The sequence below is a fragment of the Gottfriedia sp. NPDC057948 genome (genome assembly GCF_042887255.1).
In the GTDB taxonomy this organism is placed as follows: Bacteria; Bacillota; Bacilli; order Bacillales; family Bacillaceae_G; genus Gottfriedia.
Genome location: NZ_JBHVPN010000002.1, coordinates 1 through 16,276 on the forward strand (window position 1 = coordinate 1; position 16,276 = coordinate 16,276).

13 protein-coding genes and 4 tRNA genes are annotated in these 16,276 nt (G+C 34.4%); 16 read left to right on the forward strand and 1 reads right to left on the reverse strand.

Annotated features, from left to right (window positions below):
* The first annotated feature begins 201 nt into the window (after positions 1-201).
* From ACFVRR_RS04035 to rlmH, 16 genes are all read left to right on the forward strand, one after another.
* Complete coding sequence (locus ACFVRR_RS04035) at positions 202-1,128, forward strand: YybS family protein (protein ID WP_387325000.1); 927 nt, start codon at positions 202-204, stop codon at positions 1,126-1,128.
* A 92-nt stretch (positions 1,129-1,220) separates the two neighbouring features.
* Positions 1,221-3,197 (forward strand): DHH family phosphoesterase, encoded by a 1,977-nt coding sequence (locus ACFVRR_RS04040; RefSeq protein WP_387325003.1) that lies wholly within the window; start codon positions 1,221-1,223, stop codon positions 3,195-3,197.
* Positions 3,194-3,637, forward strand: coding sequence for a 50S ribosomal protein L9 (gene rplI / locus ACFVRR_RS04045; RefSeq protein WP_097976432.1), 444 nt, complete (start codon positions 3,194-3,196; stop codon positions 3,635-3,637). The genes ACFVRR_RS04040 and rplI overlap by 4 nt, the downstream gene beginning before the upstream one ends.
* Before the next feature lie 27 nt (positions 3,638-3,664).
* Complete coding sequence (dnaB, locus tag ACFVRR_RS04050; RefSeq protein WP_387325007.1) at positions 3,665-5,023, forward strand: replicative DNA helicase; 1,359 nt, start codon at positions 3,665-3,667, stop codon at positions 5,021-5,023.
* A gap of 265 nt (positions 5,024-5,288) precedes the next feature.
* The gene (locus tag ACFVRR_RS04055; RefSeq protein WP_387325009.1) at positions 5,289-6,578 is read left to right on the forward strand and encodes an adenylosuccinate synthase; all 1,290 of its coding nucleotides are present in this window, start codon (positions 5,289-5,291) and stop codon (positions 6,576-6,578) included.
* 154 nt (positions 6,579-6,732) lie between these two features.
* Positions 6,733-6,805, forward strand: a tRNA-Lys gene (locus ACFVRR_RS04060).
* Between the two features lie 19 nt (positions 6,806-6,824).
* Positions 6,825-6,896: transfer RNA gene (locus ACFVRR_RS04065), tRNA-Glu, on the forward strand.
* A gap of 23 nt (positions 6,897-6,919) precedes the next feature.
* Positions 6,920-6,995 (forward strand) — tRNA-Asp (locus tag ACFVRR_RS04070).
* Between the two features lie 6 nt (positions 6,996-7,001).
* Positions 7,002-7,074 (forward strand) — tRNA-Phe (locus tag ACFVRR_RS04075).
* A gap of 338 nt (positions 7,075-7,412) precedes the next feature.
* Positions 7,413-8,117, forward strand: a complete 705-nt coding sequence (yycF, locus tag ACFVRR_RS04080) for a response regulator YycF (protein WP_387325012.1) — start codon at positions 7,413-7,415, stop codon at positions 8,115-8,117.
* Positions 8,117-9,952, forward strand: coding sequence for a cell wall metabolism sensor histidine kinase WalK (walK, locus tag ACFVRR_RS04085; protein WP_387325015.1), 1,836 nt, complete (start codon positions 8,117-8,119; stop codon positions 9,950-9,952). Before yycF ends, walK begins: the two co-directional genes overlap by 1 nt.
* Entirely contained in the window at positions 9,949-11,301 is a 1,353-nt protein-coding gene (locus ACFVRR_RS04090) for a YycH family regulatory protein (RefSeq protein WP_387325017.1), read from the forward strand. The genes walK and ACFVRR_RS04090 overlap by 4 nt, the downstream gene beginning before the upstream one ends.
* Positions 11,288-12,085 carry a two-component system regulatory protein YycI gene (locus ACFVRR_RS04095; RefSeq protein ID WP_097976441.1) on the forward strand — a complete coding sequence of 266 codons (798 nt, stop codon included), beginning with the start codon at positions 11,288-11,290 and terminating at the stop codon, positions 12,083-12,085. The genes ACFVRR_RS04090 and ACFVRR_RS04095 overlap by 14 nt, the downstream gene beginning before the upstream one ends.
* A 2-nt stretch (positions 12,086-12,087) precedes the next feature.
* Positions 12,088-12,882 (forward strand): MBL fold metallo-hydrolase, encoded by a 795-nt coding sequence (locus tag ACFVRR_RS04100; protein ID WP_097976443.1) that lies wholly within the window; start codon positions 12,088-12,090, stop codon positions 12,880-12,882.
* A gap of 207 nt (positions 12,883-13,089) precedes the next feature.
* Positions 13,090-13,281: a CxxH/CxxC protein gene (locus ACFVRR_RS04105; protein WP_387325021.1), complete on the forward strand. Its 192-nt coding sequence runs from the start codon at positions 13,090-13,092 to the stop codon at positions 13,279-13,281.
* A gap of 59 nt (positions 13,282-13,340) precedes the next feature.
* On the forward strand, positions 13,341-13,820 hold the full coding sequence (gene rlmH, locus ACFVRR_RS04110) for a 23S rRNA (pseudouridine(1915)-N(3))-methyltransferase RlmH (RefSeq protein ID WP_387325023.1): 480 nt from the start codon (positions 13,341-13,343) through the stop codon (positions 13,818-13,820).
* A gap of 119 nt (positions 13,821-13,939) precedes the next feature.
* Here rlmH and ACFVRR_RS04115 read toward each other — a convergent pair whose 3' ends face one another.
* Positions 13,940-15,427 carry a DNA/RNA non-specific endonuclease gene (locus ACFVRR_RS04115; protein ID WP_387325026.1) on the reverse strand — a complete coding sequence of 496 codons (1,488 nt, stop codon included), beginning with the start codon at positions 15,425-15,427 and terminating at the stop codon, positions 13,940-13,942.
* Between the last annotated feature and the right edge of the window lie 849 nt (positions 15,428-16,276).

A 16,276-nucleotide genomic window follows, 5' to 3' on the forward strand; every position in this document is an offset into this window, starting at 1 on the left:
TCTAATATTTCCCCGATCCCGTTTTTTTAATTATAAACAAAAGTACCCTATAGAGTAGACTTTTTTTAAGTGTCTATTCTATAGGGTACATTTTACTCGTGCTGTACTTTTTTTGTATTTATGAAAAAATAAGTTTTATGGTAAAATAAGAAATAGTATGCTTATCGCGAAATAAGTAGGGTAGTTGAAAGGAGCTTTATTTTGAAATCGACTCGCTTTATTACCGAGGGTGCAGTACTTTTAGCTATTTACTCAGTACTACTGTTAATATTTAGATTTGTACCGTTTCTCTCAATATTTATGGCATTCCTTATGCCGCTGCCGTTTATTATTCTAAGTATTAAATACTCAATTAAAGAATCACTTTTACTTTGCTGTGTTGCGCTGGGATTAACGATTGTGATAACCTCATTTAATTTACTTCCAGTTACTTTAATGTACTCAACAGTTGGTATAGCATTTGGTTATCTATTGAAAAATGAGCGAAGTAAAGGCGAGATATTACTTACTAGTACTTTCTTATATTTAATACATACAGTACTATCGTACATACTATTCAAAGCTGTTTTTCATATTGATTTCGTTAAAGAGAATATAGACTTGGCAACTGAGGCTATAGAAAAAAGTAAGGAACTAAGTGCCAGTCTTGGTACAAACGCCAATGAAAAGGCATTAGATAGTCTTACAGATGCTATTAAATTAATCCCTACATTAATTCCTTCATTATTGTTAATGGTTAGTTTTATACTTGCTTTTATAACACAACTAGTAACTTTTCCATTAATAAGGAGATTAGGTTATAAAACTCCGAAATTTAAGCCATTTAGAGAGTTTAGACTCCCATTAGGATTCATGTGGTTCTTTTTAATTGTAATGCTCTTTTCATTCTTCAATTTGAAACAAAATAGTTTCCTAAGTACAGCAGTGATTAACTTAACATATGTACTTCAAATTTTACTGCTCGTTCAAGGTTACGCATCGATCTTTTATTTTAGTTATTTAAAACATTTTTCTAAAGCGGTACCAATTATTATATTGATCGCAAGTTTTATCATTCAACCATTAATTTATATTGTTTTACTAATTGGAATTGTCTCGATTGGAATATTTAATAGAAGAAAAATTTAAACTTAAAAACATATTTGTTACTAATTTGTTTAGAAAAAGTGAATAAACTTTAATATGTAAGTTAGATTTTATTTGGCTTAGGGGTTGAACATATGCAAGATTTTCATAAGAAACAGATGTTTCTTATACCCGTCTATCTTTTAACTGCTCTTTCAGTGTTTCTGATCGGAACTGTGGTCTATATTCAACCTAAAATAGGGGTAATTTTTATCGTTATCTTTTTATGCGTTATTTTTCTAGTTGTAAAGTTAGAAATTAAGTATCGCTATGTTTTAGATATGTATATAGAATCAGTTATGTCGAGAGTGAAGAATTTAAGTAACGAAGCAATTACAGAAATGCCAATTGGAGTATTACTTTATGATAGAGAGTACCATATTGAATGGGGCAATCAATATATTTTAAATATTTTAGACGATCGTTCATTAATTGGTAAACACATATATGACCTATCTGAAGGGTTAATGGCTTTAATTTCGAAAAAAGAGAAAAAAGAAGATGTATTGAATATAAGTAAAAGAACATATCGCGTAGTTATTAAAAGGGAAGAGCGATACATTTATTTATTTGATGTGACAGAACAGGCACAATTAGAGAAGTTATACGAAGATCAAAGAACAGTAATCGGAACTATTTTATTAGATAATTACGATGAAATGACACAGGGCTTAGATGACCAGGAGCGTTCTAGTGTAAATGGTGCAGTAACAACCATGTTAAATAGTTGGGCTAATAGCCATGGTATGTTCTTGAAACGTGTTTCATCCGATCGATATAGTGTAGTTTTAAATGAAGGAATTCTGGCAGCATTAGAAAATAACAAATTCTCTATACTAGACCAAGTAAGGGAAGAGACTACAAAGCGTAATTTACCTCTTACTCTAAGCGTTGGTGTCGGAGTAGGCAGTTTGAATTTAACCGAACTTGGCCAACTAGCACAATCTGGTTTAGATTTAGCACTAGGGCGTGGGGGAGATCAAGTAACTGTTAAAAATATTAACGGTAAAGTGAAGTTTTTTGGTGGAAAAACAAACCCTGTAGAAAAAAGGACGAGAGTTAGAGCGAGGGTAATCTCGCATGCATTAAGAGATTTAATGAAGAGTAGCACCAATGTTATGATAATGGGTCATAAGTTACCTGACATGGATGCTCTTGGTTCAGCAGTCGGTATCTTAAAAATGGTAATGCATAATGAAGTGGATGGTTATGTAGTAATTGAAAAAGATGAAGTAGATAAAAGTGTTAATCGTTTGATGAGGGAAATGTCTAAAAATGAACAATTTATGTCTTGTTTTATTACACCCGACAAAGCAAAAGAACTTATTTCTGAAGATACATTAATAATTGTAGTAGATACTCATAGACCTACAATGGTTGAAGAAGAGTCACTTTTAAATGAGACAGATAAAATTGTTGTGATAGACCATCATCGAAGAGGAGAGGACTTCATTAAGGATGCAATTCTCGTTTATATGGAGCCGTACGCTTCCTCTACTGCAGAATTAGTAACTGAGTTATTGGAGTACCAACCTAAGAAAATAAAATTAAGCATGCTTGAGGCAACAGCCTTACTTGCAGGTATCATTGTTGATACAAAGAGTTTTACTTTCCGAACAGGAGCACGAACTTTTGACGCAGCGTCTTACTTGCGTTCTAACGGCGCAGATACGATCCTCGTTCAAAATTTACTAAAACAAGATATGAATGAATATATTCGCAAAGCAGAATTGATAGAGGAAGCCTATATGTACAAAGAGGGCTTTGCGATTAGCTTTGGGAAAGACAATGTAAACTATGATCAAGTTTTAATCGCCAAGGCTGCAGATACATTATTAACGATGACTGATGTTATTGCATCTTTTGTTATTGCGAAAAGGTCAGATAATGTTGTTAGCATCAGCAGTCGTTCATTAGGGAATATAAATGTTCAATTAATAATGGAAGAGCTTGGCGGTGGCGGTCACTTAACAAATGCTGCTGCGCAAATTGAATCTTCTTCAATTAGAGAAGTTGAACAACATTTATTAAGAATAATCGATGAATATATTGAAGGGAGAACAAACAAATGAAAGTAATTTTCTTAAAAGATGTAAAAGGAAAAGGTAAAAAAGGAGAAACTAAAAATATCGCAGATGGCTATGCAAGCTTCTTAATCAAAAATGGAGATGCTATTGAAGCTACTGCAGGTAATATGAAAACTCTTGAAGCGAAAAAAAATAAAGAATTAAAAGATGCACAAATCGAATTAGAAAACTGTAAAAAGCTAAAAGAAACAATTGAAACTTTAACAGTAGAACTAAAAGCTAAATCAGGTGAGGGCGGTCGTCTTTTCGGGTCAATCACAAGCAAGCAAATTGCAGATGAGCTTAATAAAGTACATGGTATTAAACTAGATAAGCGTAAATTCGAAATGAATGATGCGATTAGAGGACTAGGTGTAACAAATATTAAAGTAAAATTGCATCCTGAAGTAAGTGCAACTTTAAAAGTACACGTTAAAGAACAATAAGAAAAACAAGCATCTGGAGGACTAGAAATGAGTGATTTGCTAAATGATCGTACTCCACCACAGAATATAGAAGCTGAACAGGCTGTATTAGGAGCCATACTGTTAGATTCAGAGGCGCTGATATCAACTTCAGAACGGCTTTTACCAGATGACTTTTATCGAGCTGCCCATCAAAAATTATTTGAAGCAATGCTTAAGATTGCTTCAAGGAATGAGCCTCTGGATGTTATCACGCTAACTTCTGAACTAGCTAATCAAGGAGTGTTAGAAGAAGTAGGAGGAGTATCATACTTAAATGATTTGCTGGCTTCAGTACCAACGGCATCTAACGTTGAATACTATGCGAAGAGCGTTGAAGAAAAATCTACTTTAAGAAGATTAATAAGAACCGCTACAAATATTGTAACGGAAAGCTATGCACCAGATACTCCAGTGGATGTTGTACTAAACGAGGCTGAAAAAAGTATCTTAAAAGTAGCTCAGCGCACAAACGTTTCTGGTTTTCAAAGTATTAAAGATGTAGTATTTACTACATTTAGTAAAATTGAGACTTTATTTAATCAACGTGGCGAAATCACAGGTGTACCGACAGGATTTACTGATTTAGATCGTATGACAGCGGGATTTCAGCCCAATGATTTAATTATAGTAGCTGCCCGTCCTTCAGTAGGTAAAACAGCTTTTGCGTTGAATATCGCACAAAACGTAGCGACTAAGACAGATGAAAACGTAGCAATTTTCAGTCTCGAGATGGGATCAGATCAGCTTGTTATGCGTATGCTTTGTGCAGAAGGGAATATTAACGCACAGGCACTACGTACAGGTAATCTTGAACAAGAGGATTGGAATAAGCTTACGATGGCTGCTAGTAGCTTAGCTGGTACAGGTATATATATAGATGATACACCTGGTATTAGAGTAAATGATATACGTGCTAAGTGTAGAAGGCTGAAGCAAGAGCATGGCTTAGGAATGATCCTAATTGATTACTTGCAGCTTATTCAAGGTAACGGTAAAAGTGGAGAAAATCGTCAACAAGAAGTATCGGAAATTTCACGATCTCTTAAAGGATTAGCGAGGGAATTAAAAGTACCTCTAATAGCCTTATCTCAGCTATCACGAAGCGTTGAGTCAAGACAGGATAAACGTCCAATGATGTCTGATATACGTGAATCAGGAAGTATTGAGCAAGATGCGGATATTGTTGCGTTCTTATACCGAGACGATTACTATGATAAAGAATCAGAGAATAAAAATATTATTGAAATCATTATTGCTAAACAAAGGAATGGTCCAGTAGGTACTGTTTCATTAGCATTCGTAAAAGAATATAACAAGTTCGTAAACTTAGAACGAAGGTTTGATGAGCAAGCACCAGGTGCTTAAAAATAGTTTGGAATAAGACAGGCGCAAATATCTTCAATCGTCTGATTGGGATCTCATCTAAAAAATAATCACATAGTGAATCTATGTGATTATTTTTTTTTGTTAGGGCAAACTATTTTTATCAAATTCTTTAGTTTGTATTTACGAACAAAAAAAACTTAGAATGGAATTATTTAAAGAGATTTATTGACAAATTCCGTAAGTTTGATATACTAGTTTTGGTTTTAGTTCGGAAATAGCGTAATTTAATCGGAGGTGCAGTACATTGTCATCAGTAGTAGTAGTTGGTTCTCAATGGGGAGACGAAGGAAAAGGAAAAATTACTGACTTTTTATCACAACAGGCAGAAGTAGTTGCTAGATATCAAGGTGGTAACAATGCAGGTCATACAATCGTATTTAATGGTGAAAAGTACAAACTTCATTTAATTCCATCAGGTATTTTCTTCTCAGATAAAATTTGTGTTATTGGAAATGGTATGGTTGTAGATCCTAAAGCTTTAGTTCAAGAGCTAGCATACCTACATGATAAAGGTGTTTCAACTGACAACTTACGTATTAGTAACCGTGCTCATGTTATCTTACCTTATCATTTAAAACAAGATGAGTTAGAAGAAGAGCGTAAAGGTGATAATAAGATTGGTACTACTAAAAAAGGTATTGGACCAGCTTATATGGACAAAGCTGCACGTGTCGGAATCCGTATGGCAGACCTTTTAGATAAAGAAGAGTTTTACGAAAAATTAAAACGTAATCTTGAAGAGAAAAATAATTTATTTGAAAAAATGTATGATTCAAATTCATTAAATATCGAAGAGATTTTTGAAGAATATTATGAGTTCGGACAACAAATTAAAAAATATGTGTGTGATACTTCTGTTGTATTAAATGATGCAATTGATGGTGGAAGACGCGTATTATTTGAAGGTGCACAAGGTGTAATGTTAGACATTGACCAAGGTACATACCCATTCGTTACTTCTTCTAACCCAGTTGCAGGTGGAGTAACAATTGGATCTGGCGTTGGTCCGACAAAAATTAATCACGTTGTTGGTGTATGTAAAGCTTATACTACTCGTGTTGGTGAAGGTGCATTCCCAACTGAGCTTTTCGACGAAATTGGAAATACAATTCGTGAAGTAGGTCGTGAGTACGGTACAACTACTGGAAGACCAAGACGTGTAGGTTGGTTTGATAGTGTAGTAGTTCGCCACGCTCGTCGCGTTAGTGGTATCACTGATTTATCACTTAATTCAATTGACGTATTAACAGGTCTAGAGACTGTAAAAATTTGCGTTGCTTATAAATTCCGTGGAGAAACAATTACTGAATTCCCTGCTAGCTTAAAACAACTTGCAGAATGTGAGCCAGTTTATGAAGAACTTCCAGGTTGGACAGAAGATATTACAGGAGTAAAAACTCTTAATGAACTACCAGTTAATGCAAGACATTATGTAGAACGTGTGTCTCAATTAGTCGGTATTCCGTTATCTGTATTCTCAGTAGGTCCAGATCGTAACCAAACAAATATCGTACGTAACGTTTACGGAGCTTAATATAATAAGGCCCTTAAATAAAAATTTAGGGGCTTTTATTATTTTTTTAAATAACTATTGCCAAATTATTAGAAAGTATGATAAGATGAATCTTGTCGTCATAACTAGTACATAGCTTATGAAGTTAATCATTTTATGAAGCTAATCATATTATGAGCCATTAGCTCAGTAGGTAGAGCATCTGACTTTTAATCAGAGGGTCGAAGGTTCGAATCCTTCATGGCTCATCTTTTCTTAAATTAATGTGGCCCGTTGGTCAAGCGGTTAAGACACCGCCCTTTCACGGCGGTAACACGGGTTCGAGTCCCGTACGGGTCATCCTTTTTTAATAAAATTATCTTGGTCCCGTGGTGTAGCGGTTAACATGCCTGCCTGTCACGCAGGAGATCGCCGGTTCGATCCCGGTCGGGACCGCCATATAATGGCTCGGTAGCTCAGTCGGTAGAGCAGAGGACTGAAAATCCTCGTGTCGGCGGTTCGATTCCGTCCCGAGCCATCATAAAAACTACTGTATATACAGTAGTTTTTTATTTTATATCAACCTTATTGAAAATAGAATTAAACAGTTCGATTTTACAAAAAAACCTACTTAATTTAAAATAGAAGTAAGTGGAGTAGACCTCTAGCAACAAGCTAGAGGTTTTTTTCAAAAATCTAGTGTTTGTATACAAAAAAAATAACACGTCAGATCGTATTCGTATTATATTTAGAGAGATAGTCCACAAAACGAAATTACTATGATAAGTTTATTTGTTGCCTAATTTAATATGAAATTGCAAAAGATATGTATAGAATTGACGGTAGCAAAAACTGACTAGAAAAGGAGTGCGGGGAATGAATAAAAAAATATTAATAGTCGATGATGAAAAACCAATTGCTGATATATTGAAGTTTAATTTAGAAAAAGAAGGTTTTGATATTGTTTGCGCGTATGATGGAGAGGAAGCATTACAAAAAGTAGATGAGTTTCTTCCTGACCTAGTTTTATTAGATATTATGTTACCAATTAGAGATGGTTTAGAAGTTTGTAGAGAAATTAGAAAGAACCATGATATGCCGATCATTATGATTACAGCAAAAGACTCAGAATTAGATAAAGTACTAGGTTTAGAAATGGGAGCAGATGACTACGTAACAAAACCATTTAGTACACGTGAGTTACTTGCCAGAGTAAAAGCAAATTTACGTAGACACCAAACAGGAGCTCCATCTGAAAAAGAGGAGTCAGTTGAAGTTATTATTGGCTCGCTGGTTATCAATCCAAACGCTTATATCGTAACAAAACGTGGCGAGAAGATCGAATTAACTCACCGCGAATTTGAACTACTATATTATTTAGCGAAGCATATCGGACAGGTTATGACGAGAGAGCATTTACTCCAAACGGTTTGGGGTTATGATTACTTTGGGGATGTACGAACTGTCGATGTAACAATTCGAAGACTTCGAGAAAAAATTGAGGACAATCCAAGTTATCCACTATTCATTGTAACAAGAAGGGGAGTAGGATATTACCTGCGTGATCCGGAGCAAGATTAATGGCAGCTTATAATAAAGTTGGTTTATTTAAATCAATTGTATTTAAATTTGTACTTGTTTATATTTTACTCATCTTGGTAGCTATGCAAATTATTAGTGTTTATTTTTCAAGAGAGCTTGAAAAGCAGCTCGTAAACAGTTTTACAGTTGCGATAAACGAACGTGCTAAACTACTGGCTTATAATATAAAAATAGAGTATGAAAAAAAGAAAACTCTGGACGACCCAGAAGTAAAAGCTAATATCCAAAAAATAGTTTCAGACTTCGGAAAGAATATTGGAATATCAGACGTAAGTGTTATTAACCAAAATAGTGAAGTCATTGCTACTTCGGATTCTAGTAATCGGTCTATTGTTGGTAAAAGAACTACTAATATTTTAGTAAAAAGAGCTCTTTTAGTAGGTACTAGAACTGAGAAAGTGTTAATTGATCCTAAAAATGGTCATCGAATGAAAACGATTGTTATCCCAGTAATGGAAGGTGACGAAATTGTTTCAGCCATTTACACAAGTGCTTCAATGGAAAGCACTTATGAAAGAATGGAATTAATTAACCGTATTTTTTCAACTGGTACACTTATAGCAGTCGCGATTACATCCATTTTAGGTATATTGTTGGCTAAAGCAATTACGAAGCCAATCTCTGAAATAAGAAGACAGGCCCAAGAAATGGCGAAAGGAAACTTCTCTCGCAAATTAAAGGCCTATAGTGAAGATGAGATTGGTGAATTAACGATATCATTTAATAATCTATCACGTAATCTACAGCAAGCCAGAGCTTCAACGGATGGAGAAAGAAGAAAGCTTCAATCAGTACTAGAACATATGTCAGATGGGGTTATTGCGACTGACCGTAGAGGGAAAATTATTCTCTTAAACGATCCGGCTGAAACGATGCTTAATGTTTCACGTGAAACAGTATTAAATAAATCGATCTTAGAAGTATTGGGAATCGAAAAGATTAATACTTTAGATGATTTATACGATGAGCCAGATTCAATCATGTTAGATTATAGTAATAATAAGAGACCAATGATTATACGAGCTAGTCTTTCAACTATTCAAAAAGAATCCGGTAAAGTTAACGGCCTAATCGCTGTCCTTTATGATGTAACTGAACAGGAAAAAATAGAGCAAGAACGTAGAGATTTTGTCTCAAATGTATCACATGAATTAAGAACGCCGTTAACAACAATGAGAAGCTATCTAGAAGCATTATCAGATGGAGCTTGGGAGAATAAAGAAATTGCACCTAAGTTTTTACAAGTAACTCAAGATGAAACAGAACGAATGATTCGATTAGTAAATGACTTATTACAATTATCTAAGTTAGATAGTACAGAATATCGTTTAATGAAAGATTGGGTTAACTTTACAGAGTTATTTAATCGTATAATTGATCGACATGAAATGAGTAAGTCACAAGAAGTATCGTTCAAACGCGAGTTCATAAGTAAGACAAGATTTGTATTTATAGATGAAGATAAAATTACACAAGTGTTAGATAATATTATTTCAAATGCACTAAAGTATTCACCAGAGGGTGGGACTGTAACTTATCGTATTAAAGAGTCTAGAGATCAAATATTAGTTAGTATTACTGACGAAGGTATGGGAATACCAAAAGAAAATCTATCAAAGATATTTGATCGTTTCTATCGAGTAGATAAAGCTAGATCGAGACAAGTTGGGGGCACTGGACTAGGGCTTGCTTTGGCAAAAGAAATGATTTATGCGCACGATGGTCATATATGGGCTAAGAGTGAAGAAGGAAAGGGTACAACAGTCTATTTCACACTTCCAGTGGCTGATGACCAAGAGGATGAGTGGGAATGAGAAGAGAACATATAAAATCAGTTATATTAACTACTCTTGTTATAGTAAGCTTAGTACTTTCATATAGCTTATGGTCATATCAACCAACATACGATGTACTTCAAAATCAAGACTATGTCCAAAAAGTTTCGATTGGTGCAAAGAGAGACTTTAAGGACATAGTAATTCCGAATTTATTAGTTGTGCATGAATCAAATAAAAATTATGAAACAACTAAACAGGGGAATATATCACCAATTTATAGATCATTGCAGAAATCTGAAATCACAAATTTTGAAAACCTGACAAATAAAACATCTGAAGTTGCCTATCAATCAATTACAAAAGGAAAAAATAAATTAGAAATTATTTTTCCAACTGTAGTACCAGTAGAGACATTAGGTAAAGTTCTTAATCTAGATGCAAAACGATTACAAAATGTTTTATTTGACCGAATAATCATCAATTTATCTACTAAACAGGATTCTTCAGCAAGGATCTATTTTTCAAATGAAGCACAAAATATTCTCTATGGAGCAACCTTTGATAACTCTTCAATTATTGCTTCAGTTGAAAAGATTAGAGACAATTACGAAAGCTTTACTGAAAGCTTAAGATATAAGCTAGATTCAGGTAAAATAATTTATTTACCTAAAAAACCAATTAAATTAACTACGATGGAGTTTCTTACAACGGATATAGATGTTGATAAATTAAAAGATGCAATATTTAGTGATCCTTCAAATGTCCGAAAAGAAAGTACTGATTCAGGAGATACATTCACAGACGGTACTAGATTAATGTCAGTTTCACCATTAAATCGTTCGATTTCCTTTGTTAACCCGACAACACCTGAAAACAATAATAATCAAAGTCCTAATTTATTAGTCCAAAGAAGTGTTGATTTTATTAATGCTCATGGTGGTTGGACTGATGGATATATTTTGTCTGGGGTTAAACCTGAGAATAATGAAGTTTCATTTAGACTTTTTGTAAATAATTTACCTGTGTTTAATAATTCAACAATTACGACGAGTTGGGGAGTAGACGATATAGAAACCTTTAAACGTCCATTGTATAAATTTAGAATTCAGGTGGACAAGAAGGAAAGTGAAATGGAACTAATGGCTGGTCCTCAAATTATGGAGATCATCTCTAATAATAAGTCGATTAATAAATCCCTTATTAAGGATATTAGCTTAGGGTACGAGACGATATTTGATGAAGATAAATCAACCATCAATCAGCCGTACTATAATAGAGCAATCCAGCTAAAACCTGTTTGGATTATAAATTACGATGACACATATAAAAAGATTGATCAAGATTTGCTAAGTAGAACTGGGGTGAATATTGTTGGATTGGAGTAGGATCAAAACAATATTTATTTTAACTTTCTTAGTATTAGATTTATTTTTAGCGATTCAATATTATCAAAAGCGAAGTAGCGATCAGTTTGATACAATGGCAGAATCGAGTATTGAGGAGCAATTAAAGGAAAATGATATCACGTATGTGACATTACCTAAAAATTCTTTAAAGGAATCTTATATATCAGGTAATAGTAAGGATTTCTCCAAGAAAACTATTGCTGATAGAAAAGGACAGAATATACAAATCTACAAAGATGTATTACAAAGTCAATTGAAAAAACCAGTTCCAATTGCAGAGACAAATAAAATACTCTTCTTAGAAAACTTTGTGAAGGAGTATGTTTGGAATGGTGGTAACTATCGTTATTGTCAAATTGATCCAACATCAAAAACGATATACTTCTGTCAAACCTATAAAGATCGCCTAATTTATAATATCGAAAGCTCAGTAGTTGAAATAAAGTATAACGATAATAATGAGATTTACGGGTATCGCCAAAGATATTTAGAAAACTTAAAAGAAATGATCGATAAAAAGAATGTGCAAGAAGCTTTACCGGCAATTAAAGCCATTGAAAATTTATTTGTAAAAGATGAATTAAAACCGAGTGATCGTATTACAAAAGTTGATTTTGGCTATTATACAGTAATCCCGTTATCGAATGGAGTTAAATTCATAGCACCAGCGTGGCATATCGTTGTCAATGAACAGCAGGATTACTTTGTTAATGCCATTGAGGGACAAATAATTAAGATAGATAATGAACAATGGAGTGAATAGCGATGAGTCTGCATTTTAGTGTACTTGCAAGTGGAAGTACCGGAAATGCGTTATACGTTGGGACGGAGAAAACTAAGCTTTTAGTTGATACAGGACTAAGCGGTAAAGCGATGGAGTCTTTATTTAAAGAAATCAACAGGGATATAAAAGAAGTTTCCGGTATTCTAGTCACGCATGAGCATAGTGATCATATTAAAGGACTTGGAGTTCTTGCCAGAAGATATCAAATCCCAATTTACGCGAATGAAAAAACATGGAAAGCAATGAACCATTTAATTGGAGAAATTCCAACAGAGCAAAAGTTCATTTTTAACATGGAAACGACGATTCAGTTTGGGGATATACAAGTTGAATCATTTGGTGTATCACATGATGCTGCTGAACCAATGTTTTACGTATTTCATCATAATGAGAAAAAATTTGTTACAATTACGGATACAGGCTATGTAAGTGACCGAATGAAGGGGATCATTTCTAACGCAGATATGTACATTTTTGAAAGTAACCATGATGTCGAAATGCTACGCATGGGTAGATATCCATGGAGCATTAAACGCCGTATTTTAAGCGATGTTGGTCACGTATCAAATGAAGATGCTGCACTTGCAATGTCAGATGTAATTGGAGATAAAACAAAACGTATTTATCTTGCTCATTTAAGCCAAGATAATAATATGAAAGAGCTTGCCAGAATGTCTGTTACACAAACATTAGAGGGAAAAGGATTTGAAGTTGGGATGCAATTTGAAATTCATGATACGGACCCTCAAAAACCAACAGATATAGTGTATGTATAAAACAAAGCGCATACTTAAGGGGAGAGTTTACTTTCTCCTCTTTTTTTTTACGTTAAAACATGATAATTTGGGCAGCAGAGAGTGGTACTCGACGTAGTCGCCAATTTTAGGAATTAAGTATAAGTGCAACTACGCCTCTGACTTCGCCTAAAAGGCTCGTCAATCGACGAGTTTTCTTTATGTGCTAAAAAAAGGAGCTGTGTATAAGTGGAAAAAATAATTTTAAGCTGTGATGAGCATATAGAATGGGCTCTTGACGATTTTGTGGATAAGTATAGTGAAACACCCCTGTTGAATAAAGTCGAAAAAACACATAATATATCCACAACCTGTGAATATTGTCAAAATGATGCCATATATATTGTGTCGAACATAGATTCCCCCACTAAATGTGGATAGAAAATGTGGATATGTGGATAACTTTTGTGCATAACTTGTTCGTAAAGTGAGGATATAGTGTGAATATCTCAATTATCAGTGTTGGAAAGTTAAAAGAGAAGTATTTAAAGATGGGAATCGATGAATACATAAAGCGATTATCTAGTTATGCAAAAATGGATATGATTGAAGTCCCAGATGAAAAGGCACCAGAGAATTTAAGCGATGCAGACATGCTAATTGTAAAGGAAAAAGAAGGCGAAAGAATTTTAAGTAAAATAGCAGAAGATGCTTATGTAATTGCATTAGCAATTAAGGGGAAAGAACATACATCTGAATCACTAGCCAAAAAAATAGATCAACTTGCCACATATGGAAACAGCAAAGTAGCATTTGTGATTGGTGGATCATTAGGTCTAAGTGATGCGGTAATGAAAAGAGCGGATGATACATTGTCATTTTCAAAAATGACTTTTCCACATCAATTAATGAAATTGGTTTTAGTTGAGCAAATCTATCGTTCATTTAGAATTAATAGGAATGAACCGTATCATAAATAGAGATAGTTTATTTTAAAATAGAAAAGGGAATGTGCTACCAAAAGTTTTTTGGATCACATTCCCTTTTCTATGTATTTAGTCTAATTTCCCATCATAAGTGAAGAAACTATTCTCTGGACTTAATTTGTAGGACCGTTGTCAATGCTAGCTTCGATGGCGTTTTGAACGTTTGCCGGCACCGATGATAGGAAGTCATAACCGGTCATAGACTCAATTGAATCTACACTTACCCTATAATAGCTCCAAGCATGGCTAGAAGTTGTTTGATCATTTGGTAGAACTACTGCTATTACCCTCGTAGAAGTTGTAACACGACTTATATCATTATTCCCATTAGGTAGTACTACAATTACTTTCCATGTTTTTGCTGGTACGACAACGCCATTCCCAACAGTAGTTTTATATCCATTAGACCCAGTGCCCCCGGATCCATAGCCCCCAGATATTACATATAATTCGTTTCCAGCTGATACAAGTGAACGACTATATTCCTCTAAATTTGCCCAAGTAATTTCGTTGTTATTTGGAGCTTGAGGAATCATATTGCTCATTAGAAAAGTTGCTGAATTATTAGCAACAGTAGATGTACGATCAGCGGATGGACACATGTGACCTCGATCAAATCCGCTTCCTGAAAATTCACTAGCAGTACCTTGATACCACCCTGATGGCAATGTAGTATCAGCACGGAAGTCATCTTGACGAGCCGTACTTCCAAGATCAGATGAACCTACATGCCAGCTAACCCAGTTAGGCTCGTGTTTGCTATTATTGTAAGATAAATCGTACTGAGGTTTAACCATGAAATAATTATTAGAATTAGAGATATTATTTGTAGCATCACTTGGATTTCCCAATCCGATATGATCATTATCAGTGCCCGTCTGTGTTTCTGTTGAAGGTTCCGCTGTAGAAGACAAATTTTGAGGAACTAGGCTGCTCGTAATCACAAAGTCATTAGCATTATTATTCGTGTCCCAACCATTGCCTTGGCCTTGGGCAGTTCCACCATTGTTATCCTTACGTTCTACACTTGTCGTAGCAGAAAGAGTACCTACTGGTGTAGTTTCAGAATCATTTGCAGAGCCGAAACCAACAAAATCTACCACATTTGCATTTGTTGAACCTGATACCGCTGTAGTCACTTTCGCTAGTGCAACTTTTCCACTGCTTGCACTTAAATTTATTGTACCTGTAACATCTGTAGTCGGTAGATCAACAGTTCCTCCACCACCACTTGCTTCTTTAATTAAATAATACTGGTGTGCCCCAATACTACCTGTCAAATTTGTAATGCTACTGAACGTACCAGTTGAAGAAGCATATTGGACAGACCATCCAGAAAGACCAACACTTGTATCTGTAGGATTATAAAGTTCAATATAGTCATTTTTGTAGGAAGTACCACTATTACCTCCACCACCATAGACTTCACTGATCACAACATGAGTTCCAACAGCAGCCTGTGCAGGTTTCGTAAATAAGTTTCCTAAAGCACTACTAAAAAAAACTAAACTAGAACAAACGAGGTAGGCTGTCTTTCTTTTTAAATTTTTCTTATTTTTTTCAGAAAATATTGTGTTTTGTTCCATTCGACTTTCTAACATAAAATAAAAACCTCCTACTAAGTTTTGAAAAAACATTGATAGAGTAATTGAAACAACCCAAAAATAAGAACTTGATCCATTCATCGTGTATGCTTGGGGGGAAATAAAATAGTAGGTGTCCTAAAGATAGTGTACTGGTTGAGGATTCTTGTGGTACCGTGGACCCTGGATTATAGAGAAAATGGGCTAATATGATAATTTGTACAGAAAAATAAAAAAACATGTTTATTAGAGCAAAAAAACTATTACTTAATCTAGACTAGAGTGTTTACATAAAAATACCAATAAAAACGTTAGGCACCTCCTAATAGTATCTTCCACGAATTCAATTGATCAAAGGCAGATGGGCCAACTATTTCGTATTCACATAAAACACCAAGAATGACTTTTAAGAAGGGTGGAGTTTTAAACATTTTGGTTGGCCAAGGTTCGGATGGGGATTATAACGGGAATAGTAGCGAACTTTATCAATCAGAAGATAAAGGGCAAACCTGGAAATTTATAAAAGAGGTTAAAAAATAGGTACTCATAGTCAAACAGTTGATTCTATAAAGAAGATAAAGAAAGATCTCTCGAATTTTTTGAGAGGTCTTTCTTTGTCTTCTTTACTTGAGTTATTAGGTTAAGAATTTCTAATTTATCCCAAAAAATTAAAATCGTTAAAATTTATGGAATGACAAACTGCAAATTCCCCCAAGTCCATTTCTATAAAATACCCATATAAAACAATGAAAAAAGGAAGATTACTCCAAATATATAACAAAATATGACAAATTTCTTTCTGCATCTTACGCTAAAATTCCCCAATTTACTGTCCCTATAACCCAACTTATAATGAAGAATGGCGAC